Genomic DNA, 17,706 nt, shown 5'->3' on the forward strand with positions numbered 1-17,706 from the left:
GGGATGCGTCTGACAGGTAGTAGGACGCCCTCCTACCGTGGAGGCATGGCGCGGCGCGTACTCCTCATTCCCCGCCGCGGCGAGGTCCTCTAGTCAGCACCCTCGCCGCGGAGACCCCGCGACGTCGCTGACCGCTCGCCGGACCATCCCCGGCTCGAGCACAGGACCACCCACCACGAACCCCGAGCGGCCCCGGCCGCGGAAGCGAGAGCACCATGAACACCGAGACGACGTTCGACGAGGCCACCTTGGCGCGCCAGGCCCTGCAGGAGTCGATGGACCTGCGCGACCAGGGCCACAGCAACGACTGAGCACCCGCCGCCGCCCACCGGCGGCGTGACCCCACGGCCGTCCCTCCCTTCCACGGGATGGGACGGCCGTCCGCATCCCGGACCCTTCTCCCTAGGCTGGAACCCATGAGCGACGCCGCCACGACCGCCCCGACCTCCCTCGACCTCGCCGTCATCGCCGGTGACGGGATCGGCCCGGAGGTCGTCGCCGAGGGGCTCAAGGTGCTCGAGGCGGCCGTCGGCGCCGACGGGCCGAAGGTCACGACGACCGAGTACGACCTCGGCGCCCGGCGCTGGCACGCGACCGGCGAGACCCTCCCGGACTCGGTCCTCGAGGAGGTCAAGGGGCACGACGCCATCCTCCTCGGCGCGATCGGCGACCCCGGCGTGCCGAGCGGGGTCCTCGAGCGCGGGGTGCTCCTGCCCCTGCGGTTCGCCCTCGAGCACTACGTCAACCTGCGACCGGCCAAGCTCTACCCCGGCGTCGAGAGCCCGCTCGCCGTCGAGCGCGTCGCGCCGGACGGCATCGACTTCGTCGTCGTCCGCGAGGGCACCGAGGGCCCGTACACGGGCAACGGCGGCGCCCTGCGCGTCGGCACCCCGCACGAGATCGCGACCGAGGTGAGCGTCAACACCCGGTTCGGTGTGGAGCGTGTCGTCCGCGACGCCTTCGCCCGCGCCGCGGCCCGCCCGCGCCGGCACCTGACGCTGGTGCACAAGCACAACGTCCTCACCCACGCCGGCCACCTGTGGCGGCGCACGGTCGAGGAGGTCGGTGCGGAGTTCCCCGACGTCGAGACCGCCTACCAGCACGTCGACGCGGCGACGATCTTCCTCGCGACCGACCCCGGCCGCTTCGACGTCGTCGTCACCGACAACCTCTTCGGCGACATCATCACCGACATCGCCGCGGCCATCGCCGGCGGCATCGGCCTCGCGGCCAGTGGCAACATCAACCCCGAGGGCCGTTTCCCGAGCATGTTCGAGCCGGTGCACGGCTCGGCCCCCGACATCGCCGGCCAGGGCAAGGCCGACCCCACCGCCACGGTGCTCTCGGTCGCGATGCTCCTCGCGCACGTCGGGCTCGCGGACGCCGCCGCCCGCGTCGAGCGGGCCGTCGCCGCCGACCTCGCCGAGCGGGGCACCGCCGCCCGCTCGACGAGCGCCGTGGGCGACGCCATCGCGGCGCGCCTCTGACCGACCGGCTAGCCTCTCGGGAGCACCGTCGCTTCCCGAGGAAAGGACCTTCCGTCCCCATGAGCCTGACCTTCGACCTCGAGCGCCGCCCGGACCCCGCGAGCGACGAGCGTCGTGCCGAGATCCTCGCGAACCCCGGCTTCGGCGTGTACTTCACCGACCACATGGCCAGCGCCACGTGGTCGCGCGACGGGGGATGGCACAGCGGCCGCATCCACCCCTACGGCCCGATCACGATCATGCCGAGCGCCGCGGTGCTGCACTACGCGCAGGAGGTCTTCGAGGGCCTCAAGGCCTACCGGCACGAGGACGGTTCCGTGTGGTCCTTCCGCCCCGAGGCCAACGCCGAGCGGATGCAGCGCAGCGCCCGGCGGCTGGCGCTGCCCGAGCTGCCGACCGACGACTTCCTCGCCTCGCTGCGCGCCCTCGTCGAGGTCGACGAGGCGTGGGTCCCGGCCTTCGGCACCGGCGAGACGAGCCTGTACCTGCGCCCCTTCCTCTACGCGAGCGAGGCCTTCCTCGGGGTGCGCCCGGCGAACGAGGTGACCTACTCGGTCATCGCCTCGCCGGCCGGTGCGTACTTCCCGCGGGGCCTGAAGCCCGTGCGGCTGTGGATCTCCGAGAGCTACGCCCGGGCGGGCGTCGGCGGCACCGGCGCCGCGAAGACCGGTGGCAACTACGCCTCCTCGCTCGCCGGCCAGCTCGAGGGCATCGAGCACGGGTGCGACCAGGCGGTCTTCCTCGACTCCGCGACGCACACGTACATCGAGGAGCTCGGCGGGATGAACCTCTTCCTCGTGACCGACGACGGGCGGCTGCTCACCCCGGAGCTCACCGGCACGATCCTCGAGGGGGTCACGCGCAGCTCCATCCTCGAGCTCGCCAAGGACCTCGGGCTCGCGCCGGAGGAGCGTCGCATCGAGATCCAGGAGTGGAAGGACGGCGTGCGCGACGGCCACATCCGCGAGGTGTTCGCCTGTGGCACAGCCGCGGTCATCACCCCGGTGGGTGAGCTCTGCTGGGACGGTGGCGAAGCGCCGTCGACCGCGGGTGACGAGGGCGGCGAGGTCACGCGCTCGATCCGCCAGGCCCTGCTCGACGTCCAGTACGGGCGCGCGGAGGACACCCGGGGCTGGCTGACCCGCCTGGCCTGACGTGTCCGGAATCAATGGTTCCTGAACGGACCATTGACACCGCCGGAGCGGCGGGTGTTGTCTGTGCACCACTCGATCCGCCCCGGACCCGCGTGGTCCGCTTCTGCACACCAAGAGGTGCACGTGAGCGTTTCCCGGACGACCGAAGGACACTCGGACGACGAGGCCCTCCTCGCCGAGCTGGGTTACAAGCAGGAGCTGAACCGCTCGTGGTCCGGCTTCTCCAACTTCGCGATCTCCTTCTCCATCATCTCCATCCTCGCCGGGTGCTTCACGACCTTCGGCCAGGCCTGGAACAACGGCGGTCCGATCGCCATCTCGATCGGATGGCCGATCATCTCGGCGTTCATCCTCGTCATCGGCCTGTGCATGTCGGAGCTCGTCTCGGCGTACCCGACGTCCGGTGGCATCTACTGGTGGGCGGCCAAGCTGGGCGGTGCCAAGGCCGGCTACTACACCGGCTGGCTCAACCTCATCGGACTGCTCGCCGTCGACGCCTCGGTCGCCTACGGCGCGGCGACGTTCTTCGACCTGTCGTTCAGCACGATGAGCGAGTCGTGGGCCGCGGGCTACAGCCTCCAGCGCGTCTTCTGGATGTTCCTCGTGGTCCTCGTCCTCACCGCGCTCGTCAACATCTTCGGCGGGCACCTGCTCGCGATGCTCAACAACGTCTCCGTCTGGTGGCACGTCGCCGGCGCCGCGGCGGTCATCCTCATCCTCGTGTTCCTGCCCGACAAGCACATGAGCATCTCGGACGTCTTCACGATGCGGGTCAACAACAGCGGCGGTCTCGCCGGCGGTGACACCGACGGCTTCGGGTTCTGGTTCTACGTCCTGCCGCTCGGCTTCCTGCTCACCCAGTACACGATCACCGGGTACGACGCCTCGGCCCACCTGTCCGAGGAGACCCAGGGCGCGGCCGACGGTGCGGCCAAGGGCATCTGGCGCTCGATCTTCTACTCGGCCATCGGCGGCTGGATCCTCCTGCTGTCCTTCCTCTTCGCCGTCCAGGACCCGCAGGCGGTGACCGACGGCGGTGGCGGCGTGGCGCTGATCTTCAACCAGGCGTTGTCGTCGGGCTGGGCGGGCACCGTCCTGCTCATCGCGAGCATCGGCCAGTTCTTCTGCACCACCGCCTGCATGACGTCGACCAGCCGCATGCTGTTCGCCTTCAGCCGTGACGGCGCGGTGCCGGGTGCGTCCCGGTGGGCGCGGCTCAACAGTCGCAAGGTGCCGGCCAACGCCGTCCTCGTCTCGTCCGTGGTCGCCGCCATCATCACCCTCCCGGCGCTCGTCGAGGTCGACATCAACGGGGCGCCCGTCCCGGTGGCCTTCTACGCCGTCGTGTCCGTGGCCGTCATCGGTCTCTACCTCGCCTTCGCCATCCCGATCTACCTGCGCTGGAAGGCCGGTGACTCCTTCAAGCAGGGCCGGTGGAACCTCGGCAGGAAGTGGCGGTGGATGGCCCCGCTCGCGGTCGCGGAGATCGCCGTGGTGTCGGTGTACTTCGTCCTCCCGTTCACGCCGGCCGCGAACCCGCTCAACGACGAGTTCAGCTGGAAGTTCGTCAACTACGCACCGATCCTCACCGGCGGCACGCTGGTCGCCCTGTGGATCGGGTGGCACCTGTCGGCCAAGAAGTGGTTCACCGGTCCGAAGACGACCGTCGACCTCCCGGCCGGGACGAGCGGCGCCGACGAGATCGCGCTGGAGCACCACGGCAAGACCGCCCACGGTGGGGCGGAGCACGACTGGAAGCCCGGCGACCCGCTGAAGTGACCGGGCCCACCGTGACCGGGCACGACGAGGTCCTCGACGGGATCCCCGTCCTCGCCGGGCAGGCGCGCCACGTGACGCGCCTGCCCGGCGGGCTGACCAACACCAACCTGCACGTGCGCACCGGCTCCGGCCTCGACGTCGTCGTGCGCCTCTCGGACCCCGGCACCGGCCTGCTCGGCGTCGACCGCCACGCCGAGTTCGTCAACACCCTCGCGGCGTCGGCCACCGGGGTCGGGGCGCCGGTCGTCGACTACCTCGGCGGGCGCGGCATCCTCGTCGTCGCGTTCCTGCCCGGCCGCACCTGGGGCGACGCGGACGTCGCGGCCAACCTGCCCCGGCTCGCCACCGCCCTGCGGCGGCTGCACACCGCGCCGGGCTTCGTCGGCCGCTTCGACATGACGGCGCTGCGCCGGGAGTACCGCCGCGTCGTCGACGAGCACGGGTTCGCCCTGCCGCCCGGCTACCAGGACCTCGAGGACGAGGCGCTGCGGGCCGAGGCGGCGCTCGCCCGGCGGCCCGAGCCGCTCGTCCCGTGCCACAACGACCTGCTCGCCGCCAACGTCCTCGACGACGGAGGGGACCTGCGCATCATCGACTACGAGTACTCCGGGATGAACGAGCCGTCCTTCGAGCTGGGCAACGCCGCGGCCGAGGTCGGCCTCGGGCCCGAGGCCCTCGCCGAGCTGTGCGCCGTCTACCACGGGCGGCGCGACCCCGTCGACGCGGCGCGGGCCGAGCTGTGGGGCTTCCTCGCCCGCTACGGGTGGACGCTCTGGGGCGTCATCCAGCACGGCCGGGGCGAGATCGAGTTCGACTTCCGGGCGTGGGCGGACGAGAAGCTGGAGGCTGCGCGCGAGCTGGCGGGCGGACCGCGCTGGGAGCCGCTGCTGGCCGGGGCGGTGGGGCGATGAGCGACGGGCTGCCCACTCGCGCACGGGTGGTCGTCATCGGCGGGGGAGTCATCGGCGCGTCGGTGGCCTACCACCTCGCCCACCTCGGCGAGACCGACGTCCTCGTCCTCGAGCAGGGCACCCTGTCGTGCGGGACGACCTGGCACGCGGCGGGGCTCGTCGGGCAGCTGCGCGCGAGCGAGGCCGCCACGCGCCTCGTGCAGTACTCGACCGAGCTCTACGGCCGGCTCGAGGCCGAGACCGGGCTCTCGACCGGCTACCGGGTCTGCGGCGGTCTCACCGTCGCCCGCACCCCCGAGCGGATGGTGCAGCTGCAGCGCACCGTCGCCAACGCCGCTGCGTACGACCTGGACTGCGAGCTGCTGACCCCCGCGCAGGCCGCCGAGCGCTACCCGCTGCTGCGCACCGACGACCTCGTCGGGGCCATCTGGCTGCCGGGCGACGGCCGGGCCGACCCCGCCGACCTCACGCAGGCGCTGGCCCGCGGGGCGCGGCAGCTCGGCGTGCGCATCCGGGAGCGGGTGCGGGTCACCGGGCTCGCCCTCGAGCAGCGCGGGGACCGGCGCCGCGTCACGGGCGTCGTCACCGACCGGGGCGAGGTCGAGTGCGAGGTCGTCGTCAACGCCGCGGGGCAGTGGGCGCCCCTCATCGGGGCGATGGCCGGGGTCGGGGTGCCGCTGCACTCGGCCGAGCACTTCTACGTCGTCACGGGGCAGGTCGACGGCGTGCACCGCGACCTGCCGGTGCTGCGCGACCCGGACGGCTACACCTACGTCAAGGAGGAGGTCGGGGGCCTGCTCGTCGGTGGCTTCGAGCCGGAGGCCAAGCCCTGGGTCGCGCCCCAGGACATCCCGTACCCGTTCGAGTTCCAGCTGCTCGAGGAGGACTGGGAGCACTTCTCGGTGCTCATGGACAGCGCGGTCCACCGGATGCCGGTGCTCGCCGAGACGGGCATCCGCAAGTTCTACAACGGCCCCGAGTCCTTCACCCCGGACAACCAGTTCATCCTCGGCGAGGCGCCGGCGTGCGACGGCTTCTTCGTGGCCGCCGGGTTCAACTCGGTCGGCATCGCGTCGGCGGGGGGAGCCGGCCGGGCGCTGGCCGAGTGGGTCGTCGCGGGGGAGGCGACCTCCGACCTGCTCGCGGTCGACCTGCGCCGCTTCCCGTCGGTGGCCGCCAACCCGACGTGGCTGCGCTCGCGGGTCGTCGAGGTGCTCGGCCTGCACTACGCCGTGCCGTGGCCCAACCGCGAGCTGACCTCCGGTCGGCCGCAACGGTGCTCGCCGGTTCACGACCGCGTCGCCGCGCTGGGCGCCGTCTTCGGCACCCGCAACGGCTGGGAACGGCCGCTCGTCTTCGCACCGACCGGCGAGGAGCCCCGGCTGGAGTACTCGTGGGAGCGCCCGTCCTGGGCGGACTGGTGCGACGCCGAGCAGCGCGCCACGCGGTCGGCGGTGGCCGTCTTCGACCAGACGTCGTTCAGCAAGTACCTCGTGAGCGGCCCGGACGCGCTGGCCACCCTGCAGTGGACGTGCACGGCGGACGTCGACGTGCCGGTCGGCCGCACCGTCTACACCGGCATGCTCGACGAGCGGGCGGCGTACCAGGCGGACGTGACCGTCACCCGCACCGGACCCGAGGAGTTCCTCGTCGTCTCGAGCGCCGCGACGACCGAGCGCGACCTCGACCGGCTGCGCCGCCACCGCGTCGGCCACCCGACCGTCGTCGACGTCACGAGCGCGTACGCCGTCCTCGGGGTGATGGGGCCCCGCTCGCGCGAGCTGCTCGCGCGGCTGACCCCCGAGCCGCTCGACGACACCGCCCACCCCTTCGGCACCTCCCGCGTGCTGCCGCTCGGGCGGGCGATGGTGCGCGCCACCCGCATGACGTACGTCGGCGAGCTCGGGTGGGAGCTGTACGTCCCGACCGAGCAGGCCGCCGTCGTCCACGACGCGCTGCTCGAGGCGGGCGCCGACCTCGGCGCCGTGCCCGCGGGCTACTCGGCCATCGAGGCGCTGCGCCTCGAGAAGGGGTACCGCGCCTTCGGGCGCGAGCTGACCCCCGAGGTGACGCCGCTCGAGGCGGGCCTGCTCTTCGCCTGCGACCTGCGGGAGGGCTCGGACTTCCTCGGGCGGGCGGCGCTGGAGGAGCGCCGGCGGCGCGGGGCGGCCCGACGGGTCGTCTCCGTCGTCTGCGGCGAGCCCACGGCGTGGCTCTGGGGCGGCGAGCTGGTCCTGCGCGACGGCGAGCCGGTCGGGCAGGTGACGAGCGCGGCGTGGGGAGCCACCGTCGGCGCGGCGGTCGGGCTCGCCCTCGTCGGTGACCGGACGGGTGGCACGGCGGCCGACGGGTGGCTCGGCTCCGGGCGGTGGGAGGTCGACCTCGCGGGGGAGCGGCTGCCCCTGACCGTCTCGCGGCGTCCGCCCCTCGACCCACGGGCGGCGCGGACGGTGGCGCCGTGACAGACTCGACGCCACGAAAGGTCCGAAAGGGGACCTTTGCCGGCGGCGTCGCCGGTGCGACCGACGAGGACGGGAGGAGCGGCATGGGTGACCCCGCCGTCGTCACGCACCTGCCGTCGGCCATCCTGCGCCAGACCCCCGGCAACCCGTTCGAGACCACGGTCGAGCAGCTCGCGACGGCCATCCGGCTCGGGGTCTTCTTCGACGGTGACCAGCTGCCGCCCGAGCGGGAGCTCGCCGAGCGGATGGGGGTCGCGCGCGGCACCCTGCGCGACGCGATCGCGGCGCTGCGCGACGCCGGCCTCGTGACGACGCGGCGCGGCCGCGGCGGCGGCTCGGTCGTCACCTACACGGTCCCCGCCCCGGGCAGCGCCGGCCCGGTGCGGCGCGGCGCGACGCTCCTCGACGCGCTCGACTTCCGCCGGGTCGTCGAGCCGGGCGCCGCCTGGCTCGCGGCCACGCGCGACCTCTCCGGGGACCAGCGGACCTGGCTCTCGACGTGCCTGCGCGAGACCACGGAGGCGGCCGACCCGGGCGCCCACCGGCTCGCCGACAGCCGGCTCCACCTCGCGGTGGCCACCGTGTCCGGGTCTCCCATGCTCATCGAGGCCGTCACCCGCGCGCAGGCGGCGCTCGGCGAGATGCTCGGGGCGATCCCCGTGCTCCGCAAGAACATCCAGCACTCGCACGACCAGCACCAGGCGGTCGTCGATGCGATCCTGACCGGGGCGGCCGACGACGCGCGGACCGCCATGGAAGAACACTGCGACGCCACCTCCGCACTCCTGCGGGGGCTCATCGGATGACCGGGAGGACGACCATGACGACCCCGACCCACCGCGGCGGACCCCCGCAGCTGACCCTCGAGCAGCTGCGCAGCGACGTCGCCGACGGCACCGTCGACACGGTGATCGTCGCGTTCACCGACATGCAGGGACGGCTGCAGGGCAAGCGGCTCCACGCCGCCTTCTTCCTCGAGCACGTGCTCGACGCGGGCACCGAGGGGTGCAACTACCTCCTCGCGGTCGACGTCGACATGAACACGGTCGACGGCTACGCGATCTCCTCGTGGGAGCGTGGCTACGGCGACATGCTCTTCGACCTGGACCTCTCGACGCTGCGCCGCACGCCGGCGCACCCCGGGTCGGTCACCGTGCAGTGCGACCTGTCCTGGCTGGACGGCTCCGGCGAGGTCGCCCAGTCGCCGCGGACCATCCTCAAGCAGCAGGTGGCGGCGGCGCAGGAGAGCGGCTGGGGCGCCTTCGCCGGCACCGAGCTCGAGTTCATCCTCTTCGAGGACTCCTACGAGAGCGCGTGGGACCGCCGCTACCAGGGCCTGACGGGCGCCAACCGCTACAACGTCGACTACTCGATCCTCGGCGGCAGCAAGGTGGAGCCGGTGCTGCGCGAGATCCGCAACGAGATGTACCGCGCCGGGATGACCGTCGAGTCGGCCAAGGGGGAGTGCAACCTCGGCCAGCACGAGGTCGGCTTCCTCTTCGACGACGTGCTGCGCACCTGCGACAACCACAGCGTCTACAAGACCGGGGCCAAGGAGATCGCGGCCCGCCACGGCCAGTCGCTGACCTTCATGGCGAAGTACGACGAGCGCGAGGGCAACTCCTGCCACGTCCACCTGTCGCTGCGCGGCGCCGACGGTGAGATCGTCTTCGCCGACGACGAGCGCGAGGGCGGGCGCTCGGAGCTCTTCGACCACTTCCTCGCCGGCCTGCTCGCGACGATGCGCGAGCTGACGTACTTCTACGCGCCGAACATCAACTCCTACAAGCGCTTCGCGGCCGGTTCGTTCGCCCCGACCGCGGTCGCGTGGGGCACCGACAACCGCACGTGCGCCCTGCGCGTCGTCGGGCACGGCGCCGGCCTGCGCGTCGAGAACCGCGTGCCCGGTGGCGACGTCAACCCCTACCTCACGGTGGCCGCGATGATGGCCGGTGGCCTGCACGGCATCCGCGAGGGCCTCGAGCTCCCCCCGGTCTGCGAGGGGAACGCCTACACGGGCGACTACGACCACGTCCCGAAGACCCTCGCGGAGGCTCGGGACCTGCTCGCCGGCAGCGCGGTCGCCCGCGCCGCGTTCGGCGACGAGGTCGTCGACCACTACGTCAACGCCGCCGACGTCGAGATCACCGCGTTCACCGCGGCCGTGACCGACTGGGAGCGGGTCCGCGGATTCGAGAGGCTGTGAGGACCCACCGATGAGCACCACCACGCACGAGGTCGTCGACCCGGCGACCGAGGAGGTCGTCACGACCGTCACGCTCGCCGGGGTCGAGGAGACCGACGCCGCGGTCGCGCGGGCCGTCGAGGTCGGCCCGGCCTGGCGCGCCGTGTCGCCCGCCGACCGCGGGGCGCTGCTGCGCCGCTTCGCCGACCTCGTCGAGGAGCACACCGAGGAGCTCGCGCGGCTCGAGGTCCGCAACGCCGGGCACACGATCGGCAACGCCCGCTGGGAGGCCGGCAACGTCGTCAACGTCCTGCGCTACTACTCGGCCGCGCCGGAGCGCCTCTTCGGGCGGCAGATCCCCGTCGCGGGCGGCCTCGACGTCACCTTCCGCGAGGCGCTCGGGGTCGTCGGCATCATCGTCCCCTGGAACTTCCCCATGCCGATCATGGGCTGGGGGATGGCCCCGGCCCTCGCCGCCGGCAACACGGTCGTCCTCAAGCCGGCCGAGCTGACCCCGCTCACGGCGATGCGCATCGGCGAGCTCGCGCTCGAGGCCGGCCTCCCGGAGGGCGTCCTCCAGGTGTTGCCGGGCGCCGGGGCGGTCGTCGGCGAGCGGTTCGTCACGCACCCCGACGTCCGCAAGATCGCCTTCACCGGCTCGACGCGGGTCGGCCAGGGGATCATGCGTGGCGCCGCCGAGCACCTCAAGCGGGTCACGCTCGAGCTCGGTGGCAAGTCGGCCAACGTCGTGTTCGCCGACGCCGACCTCGACAAGGCCGCGGCCGCGGCCCCGATGAGCTTCCTCGACAACGCCGGCCAGGACTGCTGCGCGCGGACCCGGATCCTCGTGCAGCGCAGCGTGTTCGACACGTTCATGGAGCGGTTCGAGGCGGCGCTGCACGAGGTCGTCGTCGGCGACCCGGGTGACGAGGCGACGCAGATGGGCCCGCTCGTCAGCCAGCGCCAGCGCGAGACCGTCCGCGGCTACGTCGACGGCACCGACGGGCACGACGCCGTCGACGTCGCCTTCCGCGGCAGCGCGCCCGAGGGCGCCGGCTGGTGGTACCCGCCGACCGTCGTGCTGCCCACCGGCACCGGCGACCGGATCTGGCGCGAGGAGGTCTTCGGGCCGGTCGTCGCCGTCCTGCCGTTCGAGGACGAGGCCGAGGCGGTCGGGATGGCCAACGACAGCGCCTACGGTCTCTCGGGCTCGATCTGGACGCGCGACGTCGGGCGGGCGCTGCGCGTCTCGCGCGGCATCGAGGCGGGCAACCTCTCGGTCAACAGCCACTCGTCGGTGCGCTACTCGACCCCCTTCGGCGGGTTCAAGCAGAGCGGCATCGGCCGTGAGCTCGGCCCCGACGCCCTCGACTCCTTCACCGAGGTCAAGAACGTCTTCATCTCCACCGAGGACTGAGCACCGCACCACCCCGACACCACCCACCGCACCACCAGCACCGAGGAGAGAACATGTCAGGCAGGCTCGCGGGCAAGGTCGCCGTCGTCACCGGCGGCTGCTCCGGCATCGGCCTCGCGACCGTGCGTCGCTTCGCCGAGGAGGGCGCCACCGTCGTCGTCGCCGACCTGGCGGACGAGGCCGGGGAGGCCCTCGCCGCCGAGATCGGCGGCACGTACGTCCACTGCGACGTCGCGTCCAAGGACGACGTCGACGCCCTCTTCGCCACGGCGAAGGAGAAGCACGGACGGGTCGACATCGCGTTCAACAACGCGGGCATCAGCCCGCCGGACGACGACTCGATCCTCGACACCGACCTCGACGCCTGGCGCCGGGTGCAGGAGGTCAACCTCACGTCGGTCTACCTCTGCTGCAAGGCGGTCATCCCGATGATGCGCGAGCAGGGCGGCGGCTCGATCATCAACACCGCGAGCTTCGTCGCGGTCATGGGTGCGGCGACGTCGCAGATCTCGTACTCGGCCTCCAAGGGCGGCGTGCTCTCGATGACCCGCGAGCTCGGCGTGCAGTTCGCCCGCGAGGGCATCCGCGTCAACGCGCTCTGCCCGGGCCCGGTCAACACGCCGCTGCTCAAGGAGCTCTTCGCCAAGGACGAGGAGCGGGCCGCGCGCCGGCTCGTCCACGTGCCGATGGGTCGCTTCGGGGAGCCGGAGGAGATGGCGAACGCCGTGCTCTTCCTGGCCTCCGACGAGTCGAGCTTCATGACCGCCTCGACGTTCCTCGTCGACGGCGGCATCTCGGGCGCGTACGTCACCCCGCTCTGAGGCCCGTCGTGCCCACGCGCCGTCCCGTCGTCGGGATCACCTGCTACGTCGAGGACGTCGACCGCTTCCCCTGGGTGGGGCAGCGCAGCGTCGTCCTGCCGCACCGCTACGTCGCGCAGGTCGAGGCGGCGGGCGGCGTGGCCGTCGTCCTGCCGCCGCGCCCGGACGTCGACGAGGCCCTCGCCCGCTCGGTCCTCGAGCGGCTCGACGGCCTCGTCGTCGCCGGCGGGGCGGACGTCGAGGCGGGGCGCTACGGCGCGCAGCCGCACCCGACCTCCCAGGCGCCGCGGCCCGACCGCGACGCCTGGGAGACGGCCCTCGTCCGGGCCGCCGAGCAGGTCGACCTGCCCGTCCTCGGCATCTGCCGCGGGATGCAGGTGATGGCGGTCGCCGACGGCGGGACTCTCGAGCAGCACCTGCCGGACCGGGTCGGCCACGAGGCGCACTGCCCGAGCCCCGGCGTCTACACCTCGCACCACGTCGACCCGGTGCCGGGCAGCCTCCTCGCGGCGATCGTCGGGGAGCTGCCGCTCGACGTGCCGACCTACCACCACCAGGCCGTGCTGGCCTCCTCGCTCGAGGGCTCGGGCTGGGTGCCGGCCGCGTGGCACGGCGACGGCACGCTCGAGGCGATGGAGGACCCGCGGGCGCGCTTCCGGCTCGGGGTCCAGTGGCATGCCGAGGAGGGCGAGCTCGCCGACCTCTTCGCCGCACTCGTGCGAGCCGCATCGGACGTGGCGGCGCTGCGTCCCTGAGCGGGAGGCCGGCTCAGGCGCGGGCGTCCTGCCCGAGCTCCTCGAGCACCCGACGGAATGTGGCGTAGCGCCGCGGCCCGACCTCGGCCGCGAAGTCCTGCTCCGCCTGCGCCATCGCCTCCCGCGCGCGGCCGAGCAGCCGCGCGCCCTCCGGCGTCAGCCGCACCCGACGCACCCGCCGGTCGCCGGGCTCGGCCTCGCGGGTCACGAGACCCGCGGCGGTCAGCTGCGTGACGAACTGGCCGCACCCCTGTTTGGTCATCCCGAGCCGGTCGGCGAGGCTGGTGACGCTGGCGCCCTCGGCCGGCACCGCGTCGAGGACGCGGACGTGCGAGAAGCGCAGACCGGAGCCCAGCAGGCCCGCGACCTCCGACCGCAGGCGTCCGAAGAGCCGCCCCAGCAGCTCGGGGAGGATCTCCTTGACGTCGGTCATAAAGTCACTTTACCGTCTGGACGGACAACCGACTTCAGGAGGAGGGGGCATGGTCGCCACGGACGCCCTCGGCCCGGCCGCCGTCGACGACGCCGAGCTCGCGCGGATGCTCGCCGCGCACCACTCGGTCGACGGCCCGGTGACGGTGCGCGACGTCGTGGTGAGCGAGTACCCCTACGACCTCGTGGCCATCACGACGCGCTCGCGTCATCTCGTGCGCGGGACTCTCGTGACGCCGACGGGGGAGCGGCGCTTCGGGCTGTTCGTCAAGGTCGTCCAGGCCTGGGAGCGCTCGCCGCTCTTCGCGCAGGTGCCCGAGCACCTCCGGGAGGTCGCGGCGGCCGGGGTGCCCTGGCGCACCGAGCCGCTGGCCTACCGGTCGGACCTGCGGACCCGTCTGCCCGACGGCCTCACGATGCCGGCGGCGGTCGCCGTCCGCGACCTCGACGAGCTGTCCTGCGCCGTCTGGCTCGAGGAGCTCGACGTCGTCGAGGTCGCGTGGGACGAGTCGCGCTCCACGCGGGCCGCCCGGCTGCTCGGGCGGCTGTCCGGCAACCGGCACGTCGCGCCGCTCGCGGGGGTCGCCGGCGTCCGCTTCACGCTGCGCGACTACCTCGGCGGGCGGCTCGGCCACCAGGTGCTGCCGATGCTCCGCGACGACGGCGTCTGGCGCCACCCGCTGGTCGCCGAGACGTTCGACGAGGACCTGCGGGCCCGCCTGCTCGACGCGGCGGGACGGGCGAGCGCGCTCGTCGAGGAGGCGATGGCCCTCCCGCACCTGCCCGCCCACGGGGACGCCTGCCCGAACAACCTCCTCCACGTGCGGGGGGTCGAGGGCTTCGTCCTCGTCGACTACGGCTACTGGATGCCGATGCCCGCCGGCGCCGACCTCGGCCAGCTCCTCGTCGGGGACGTGCAGCTCGGCCGCGCACCGGCCGGCGACCTCGCTGCGCGCGACGCGGCCCATCGCGCCGCCTACGTCTCCGGGCTGCGGGACGAGGGGTGCGACGTCCCCGCCGAGCTCGTGGCCCGGGGCCACGCCGTCCACCACCTCCTGCTCACCGGGCTCTCGAGCCTGCCGTGGGAGCACCTCGGCGACGAGCCGTCGCCGGCCCTCGCCGCCCTCGCGCGGGACCGCGCGGCCATCGCCCGCTTCTGTCTCGACAGGGTGGACGAGACCGCCACGGGGTGAGGCGGGGGTGACAATGGGCCGGTGAGCCGACTCAACAGACTGGCCGTCGCCGCCGGGGCCGCGAGCGCCCTCGGGGCCCTCGCCGCCGCGGGGCGCGGGGTGGGCGCCGCGATGGGCGCCCGACCCGACGGGGTGCGCCTGGAGCGGATGCGGCGCTCGCCGCACTACCGCGCCGGGGCCTTCCACAACCGCCGCCGCGGCACGGCCTCGGTGCCGACGAGCCAGCGCGACGTGATGGAGCGCTACCGCGCCAACGCCGAGACGCGGCGGCCGGCCGGCCCCATCCCCGTCGTCAGCGCCCACCGCGAGCCGGCGACGGAGGGCCTGCACGTCACGTGGTTCGGCCACGCGAGCGCGCTCGTCGAGCTCGACGGCGTGCGGCTGCTCCTGGACCCGGTGTGGAGCGAGCGCTGCTCGCCGAGCCAGCACGTCGGGCCGCGCCGCCTCCACGCGACGCCCGTGCCCCTCGAGGCCCTCGGCCGCGTCGACGCGGTCGTCATCTCGCACGACCACTACGACCACCTCGACATGGCGAGCATCCAGACGCTGGCCGAGGGCACGGACGCGGTGTTCGTCGTCCCGCTCGGCATCGGGGCGCACCTCGACGTGTGGGGCGTGCCGGGCTCGCGCGTCGTCGAGTGCGACTGGGGCGAGGGCCACGACGTCGCCGGCGTGCGGGTGACCGCCGTCGAGTCGCAGCACTTCTCCGGGCGCGGCCTGCGCCGCGACGGCACCCTCTGGGCGTCGTGGGTGATCGCCGGTGCCGGCGGGCGCGTCTTCTTCAGCGGCGACACCGGCTACTTCGACGGCTACGCCGGCATCGGCGCCGAGCACGGGCCGTTCGACGTCTCGCTCATGGCCGTCGGGGCCTACGACGCCGCGTGGCGCGACATCCACCTCGACCCGGAGGAGGCCGTGCGCGCGACCGCCGAGCTCGGCGGGGGCCTGCTGCTGCCCATCCACTGGTGCACCTTCGTCCTCGCGCCCCACCCGTGGGCCGAGCCGGTCGAGCGGCTCCTCGTCGCCGCCGCGACCGAGGGCGTGCAGGTCGCGGTGCCTCGTGTCGGCGACCGCGTCGACGTCTCCGACCCGCCCGGGCTCGACCCGTGGTGGGAGGCCGCGGCCGCGCTGGCCGCGCGCGCCTGAGCCGCGTGTCGCGTCCGGCGCCGCCACGATGTGGACGGGTGCTGGCCGGCCGCGCGGACGCGTGCCACGCTGGGCCCGTGACGTTCCGTGACGCGGCCACCACCGCGATCATCATCGTGTAGCGCGACGAGAGCACTTCCTCGTCGCGCAGACCTCCCGCACCCCGGGAGGTCTTTTCGTTGGGAGGGACGTCACCGCGAGGGGGCGGACCGCCGGACGGGAGACGGTCGACCGCCCACCCCCGCGGGCGACCGGGCGCAGGCGAGGCGATGATGGAGCACGAAGCAGCACGCGTCGACGCCCCGGCCCGCACGGGCCGGGGCACGGGCGCCGGGTGACCGGCCTGAACCGCGGATGGATCCGATGACCGACCTGCACGTGTACGACACGACCCTGCGTGACGGGGCGCAGCAGGAGGGGCTCAACCTCTCCGTCGCCGACAAGATGGCGATCGCCGCGCACCTCGACGAGCTGGGGGTCGGCTACATCGAGGGCGGCTGGCCGGGGGCGAACCCCAAGGACACCGAGTTCTTCGCGCGGGCCGCCCGCGACCTGCGGCTGCGGCACGCGACCCTCGCCGCCTTCGGCGCGACCCGGCGGGCCGGCGGCCGCGCCGACACCGACCCGCTCGTCCGGGCGCTCCTCGACAGCCAGGCGCAGGTCGTCACGCTCGTCGCGAAGTCGCACACCGGGCACGTCGAGCGCGCCCTGCGCACGACGCTCGCCGAGAACCTCGAGATGGTCCGCGACACCGTCGGCTTCCTCGTGGGGGAGGGGCGTCGGGTCTTCCTCGACGCCGAGCACTTCTTCGACGGCTACCGCACCGACCGCGACTACGCGCTCGAGGTCGTCCGGGCCGCGATGGAGTCCGGCGCCGAGGTGGCGGCCCTGTGCGACACCAACGGCGGGCTGCTGCCGGGCGAGGTCGGCGGCATCGTCGACGACGTCGTCCGCACGACCGGCGCCCGCGTCGGCATCCACTGCCACAACGACACCGGGTGCGCGGTGGCCAACTCGATGGCCGCCGTCGACGCCGGCGCCACCCACGTCCAGGGCACGGTCAACGGCTACGGGGAGCGCACCGGCAACGCCGACCTCCTGACCGTCGTCGCCAACCTCCAGCTCAAGCAGGGCCGCGAGCTCCTCGAGCCGCACCGGCTGCAGGAGGCCACCCGCATCGCGCACGCCATCGCCGAGGTCACCAACGTGCCGGCGTACTCGCGCCAGCCGTACGTCGGCTCGAGCGCGTTCGCGCACAAGGCGGGCCTGCACGCCAGCGCCATCAAGGTCGACCCCGACCTCTACCAGCACCTCGACCCCAAGCACGTGGGCAACGACATGCGGATGCTGGTGTCCGACATGGCCGGCCGCGCCTCCATCGAGCTGAAGTCGCGCGAGCTCGGGTTCGACCTCGACGCCGCCGACGAGACCGACGCCGCGACGCTGCGCCGGGTGCTCGCCGCCGTCAAGGAGAAGGAGCTGCGCGGGTACACCTTCGACGCCGCCGACGCGAGCTTCGAGCTTCTGCTGCGCCGCGAGGTCGACGGCGGCCTCCCGGCCTACTTCGAGACCGAGTCCTGGCGCGTCATCACCGACGCGCGCGGCGACGAGGACGCGCTGTCCGAGGCGACGGTCAAGGTGCGCGCGGCCGGGCAGCGGCACGTCGAGACCGGCGAGGGCAACGGCCCGGTCAACGCGCTCGACCACGCCCTGCGCGCCGCGCTCGCGACCACCTACCCGGAGCTCGCCGACCTCGAGCTCATCGACTACAAGGTGCGCATCCTCGACGCCGCCCACGGCACCGACGCCGTGACGCGGGTGCTCATCGAGACCTCCGACGGCACGACGTCGTGGACGACGATCGGGGTCGCCGCGAACATCCTCGAGGCGAGCTGGGACGCGCTCGTCGAGTCGGTCACCTACGGGCTGGTCCGCGCGCAGGTCGCCCCGCGCTGAGACCGGCG

Annotated in this window: 15 protein-coding genes; 14 read left to right on the plus strand and 1 reads right to left on the minus strand. The window is 73.5% G+C overall.

What is annotated here, in order from left to right; genetic code table 11:
- The first annotated feature begins 215 nt into the window (after positions 1-215).
- The 11 genes from HL663_RS09690 to HL663_RS09740 all read left to right on the plus strand — a co-directional run bounded on the left by HL663_RS09690 (position 216) and on the right by HL663_RS09740 (position 12,971).
- Positions 216-311, plus strand: a complete 96-nt coding sequence (locus HL663_RS09690; RefSeq protein ID WP_173028195.1) for a 3-isopropylmalate dehydrogenase — start codon at positions 216-218, stop codon at positions 309-311.
- Positions 312-416: 105 nt separating this feature from the next.
- Positions 417-1,487: a 3-isopropylmalate dehydrogenase gene (locus HL663_RS09695; protein ID WP_173028196.1), complete on the plus strand. Its 1,071-nt coding sequence runs from the start codon at positions 417-419 to the stop codon at positions 1,485-1,487.
- Between the two features lie 59 nt (positions 1,488-1,546).
- Complete coding sequence (locus HL663_RS09700) at positions 1,547-2,641, plus strand: branched-chain amino acid aminotransferase (RefSeq protein ID WP_173028197.1); 1,095 nt, start codon at positions 1,547-1,549, stop codon at positions 2,639-2,641.
- Between the two features lie 123 nt (positions 2,642-2,764).
- Positions 2,765-4,420 carry an amino acid permease gene (locus HL663_RS09705; RefSeq protein ID WP_173028198.1) on the plus strand — a complete coding sequence of 552 codons (1,656 nt, stop codon included), beginning with the start codon at positions 2,765-2,767 and terminating at the stop codon, positions 4,418-4,420.
- 11 nt (positions 4,421-4,431) lie between these two features.
- Positions 4,432-5,331, plus strand: coding sequence for a phosphotransferase (locus HL663_RS09710; protein WP_173028199.1), 900 nt, complete (start codon positions 4,432-4,434; stop codon positions 5,329-5,331).
- Positions 5,328-7,793: a GcvT family protein gene (locus HL663_RS09715; RefSeq protein ID WP_173028200.1), complete on the plus strand. Its 2,466-nt coding sequence runs from the start codon at positions 5,328-5,330 to the stop codon at positions 7,791-7,793. Before HL663_RS09710 ends, HL663_RS09715 begins: the two co-directional genes overlap by 4 nt.
- Positions 7,794-7,876: 83 nt before the next feature.
- Entirely contained in the window at positions 7,877-8,599 is a 723-nt protein-coding gene (locus tag HL663_RS09720) for a FadR/GntR family transcriptional regulator (RefSeq protein WP_173028201.1), read from the plus strand.
- A gap of 14 nt (positions 8,600-8,613) precedes the next feature.
- Positions 8,614-9,999, plus strand: coding sequence for a glutamine synthetase family protein (locus tag HL663_RS09725; protein WP_173028202.1), 1,386 nt, complete (start codon positions 8,614-8,616; stop codon positions 9,997-9,999).
- A 10-nt stretch (positions 10,000-10,009) separates the two neighbouring features.
- Positions 10,010-11,395, plus strand: a complete 1,386-nt coding sequence (locus HL663_RS09730) for an aldehyde dehydrogenase family protein (protein ID WP_173028203.1) — start codon at positions 10,010-10,012, stop codon at positions 11,393-11,395.
- A 53-nt stretch (positions 11,396-11,448) separates the two neighbouring features.
- The gene (locus tag HL663_RS09735) at positions 11,449-12,216 is read left to right on the plus strand and encodes a 3-oxoacyl-ACP reductase (protein WP_173028204.1); all 768 of its coding nucleotides are present in this window, start codon (positions 11,449-11,451) and stop codon (positions 12,214-12,216) included.
- An 8-nt stretch (positions 12,217-12,224) separates the two neighbouring features.
- Entirely contained in the window at positions 12,225-12,971 is a 747-nt protein-coding gene (locus tag HL663_RS09740; protein ID WP_173028205.1) for a gamma-glutamyl-gamma-aminobutyrate hydrolase family protein, read from the plus strand.
- A 13-nt stretch (positions 12,972-12,984) separates the two neighbouring features.
- Here HL663_RS09740 and HL663_RS09745 read toward each other — a convergent pair whose 3' ends face one another.
- Positions 12,985-13,404 (minus strand): MarR family winged helix-turn-helix transcriptional regulator, encoded by a 420-nt coding sequence (locus HL663_RS09745; RefSeq protein WP_173028206.1) that lies wholly within the window; start codon positions 13,402-13,404, stop codon positions 12,985-12,987.
- 49 nt (positions 13,405-13,453) lie between these two features.
- Here HL663_RS09745 and HL663_RS09750 point away from each other — a divergent pair, with 49 nt between their 5' ends.
- The 3 genes from HL663_RS09750 to cimA all read left to right on the plus strand — a co-directional run bounded on the left by HL663_RS09750 (position 13,454) and on the right by cimA (position 17,698).
- Entirely contained in the window at positions 13,454-14,596 is a 1,143-nt protein-coding gene (locus HL663_RS09750) for a phosphotransferase (protein ID WP_173028207.1), read from the plus strand.
- A gap of 21 nt (positions 14,597-14,617) precedes the next feature.
- A complete protein-coding gene (locus HL663_RS09755) occupies positions 14,618-15,742 on the plus strand; it encodes an MBL fold metallo-hydrolase (protein ID WP_286175525.1) in 1,125 nt (374 codons plus the stop codon).
- A gap of 363 nt (positions 15,743-16,105) precedes the next feature.
- Complete coding sequence (cimA, locus tag HL663_RS09760) at positions 16,106-17,698, plus strand: citramalate synthase (protein WP_173028208.1); 1,593 nt, start codon at positions 16,106-16,108, stop codon at positions 17,696-17,698.
- Positions 17,699-17,706 lie beyond the last annotated feature (8 nt).

Origin of the sequence: Arthrobacter sp. NEB 688 (genome assembly GCF_013201035.1) — a bacterium.
Lineage (GTDB): Bacteria > Actinomycetota > Actinomycetes > Actinomycetales > Dermatophilaceae > Phycicoccus.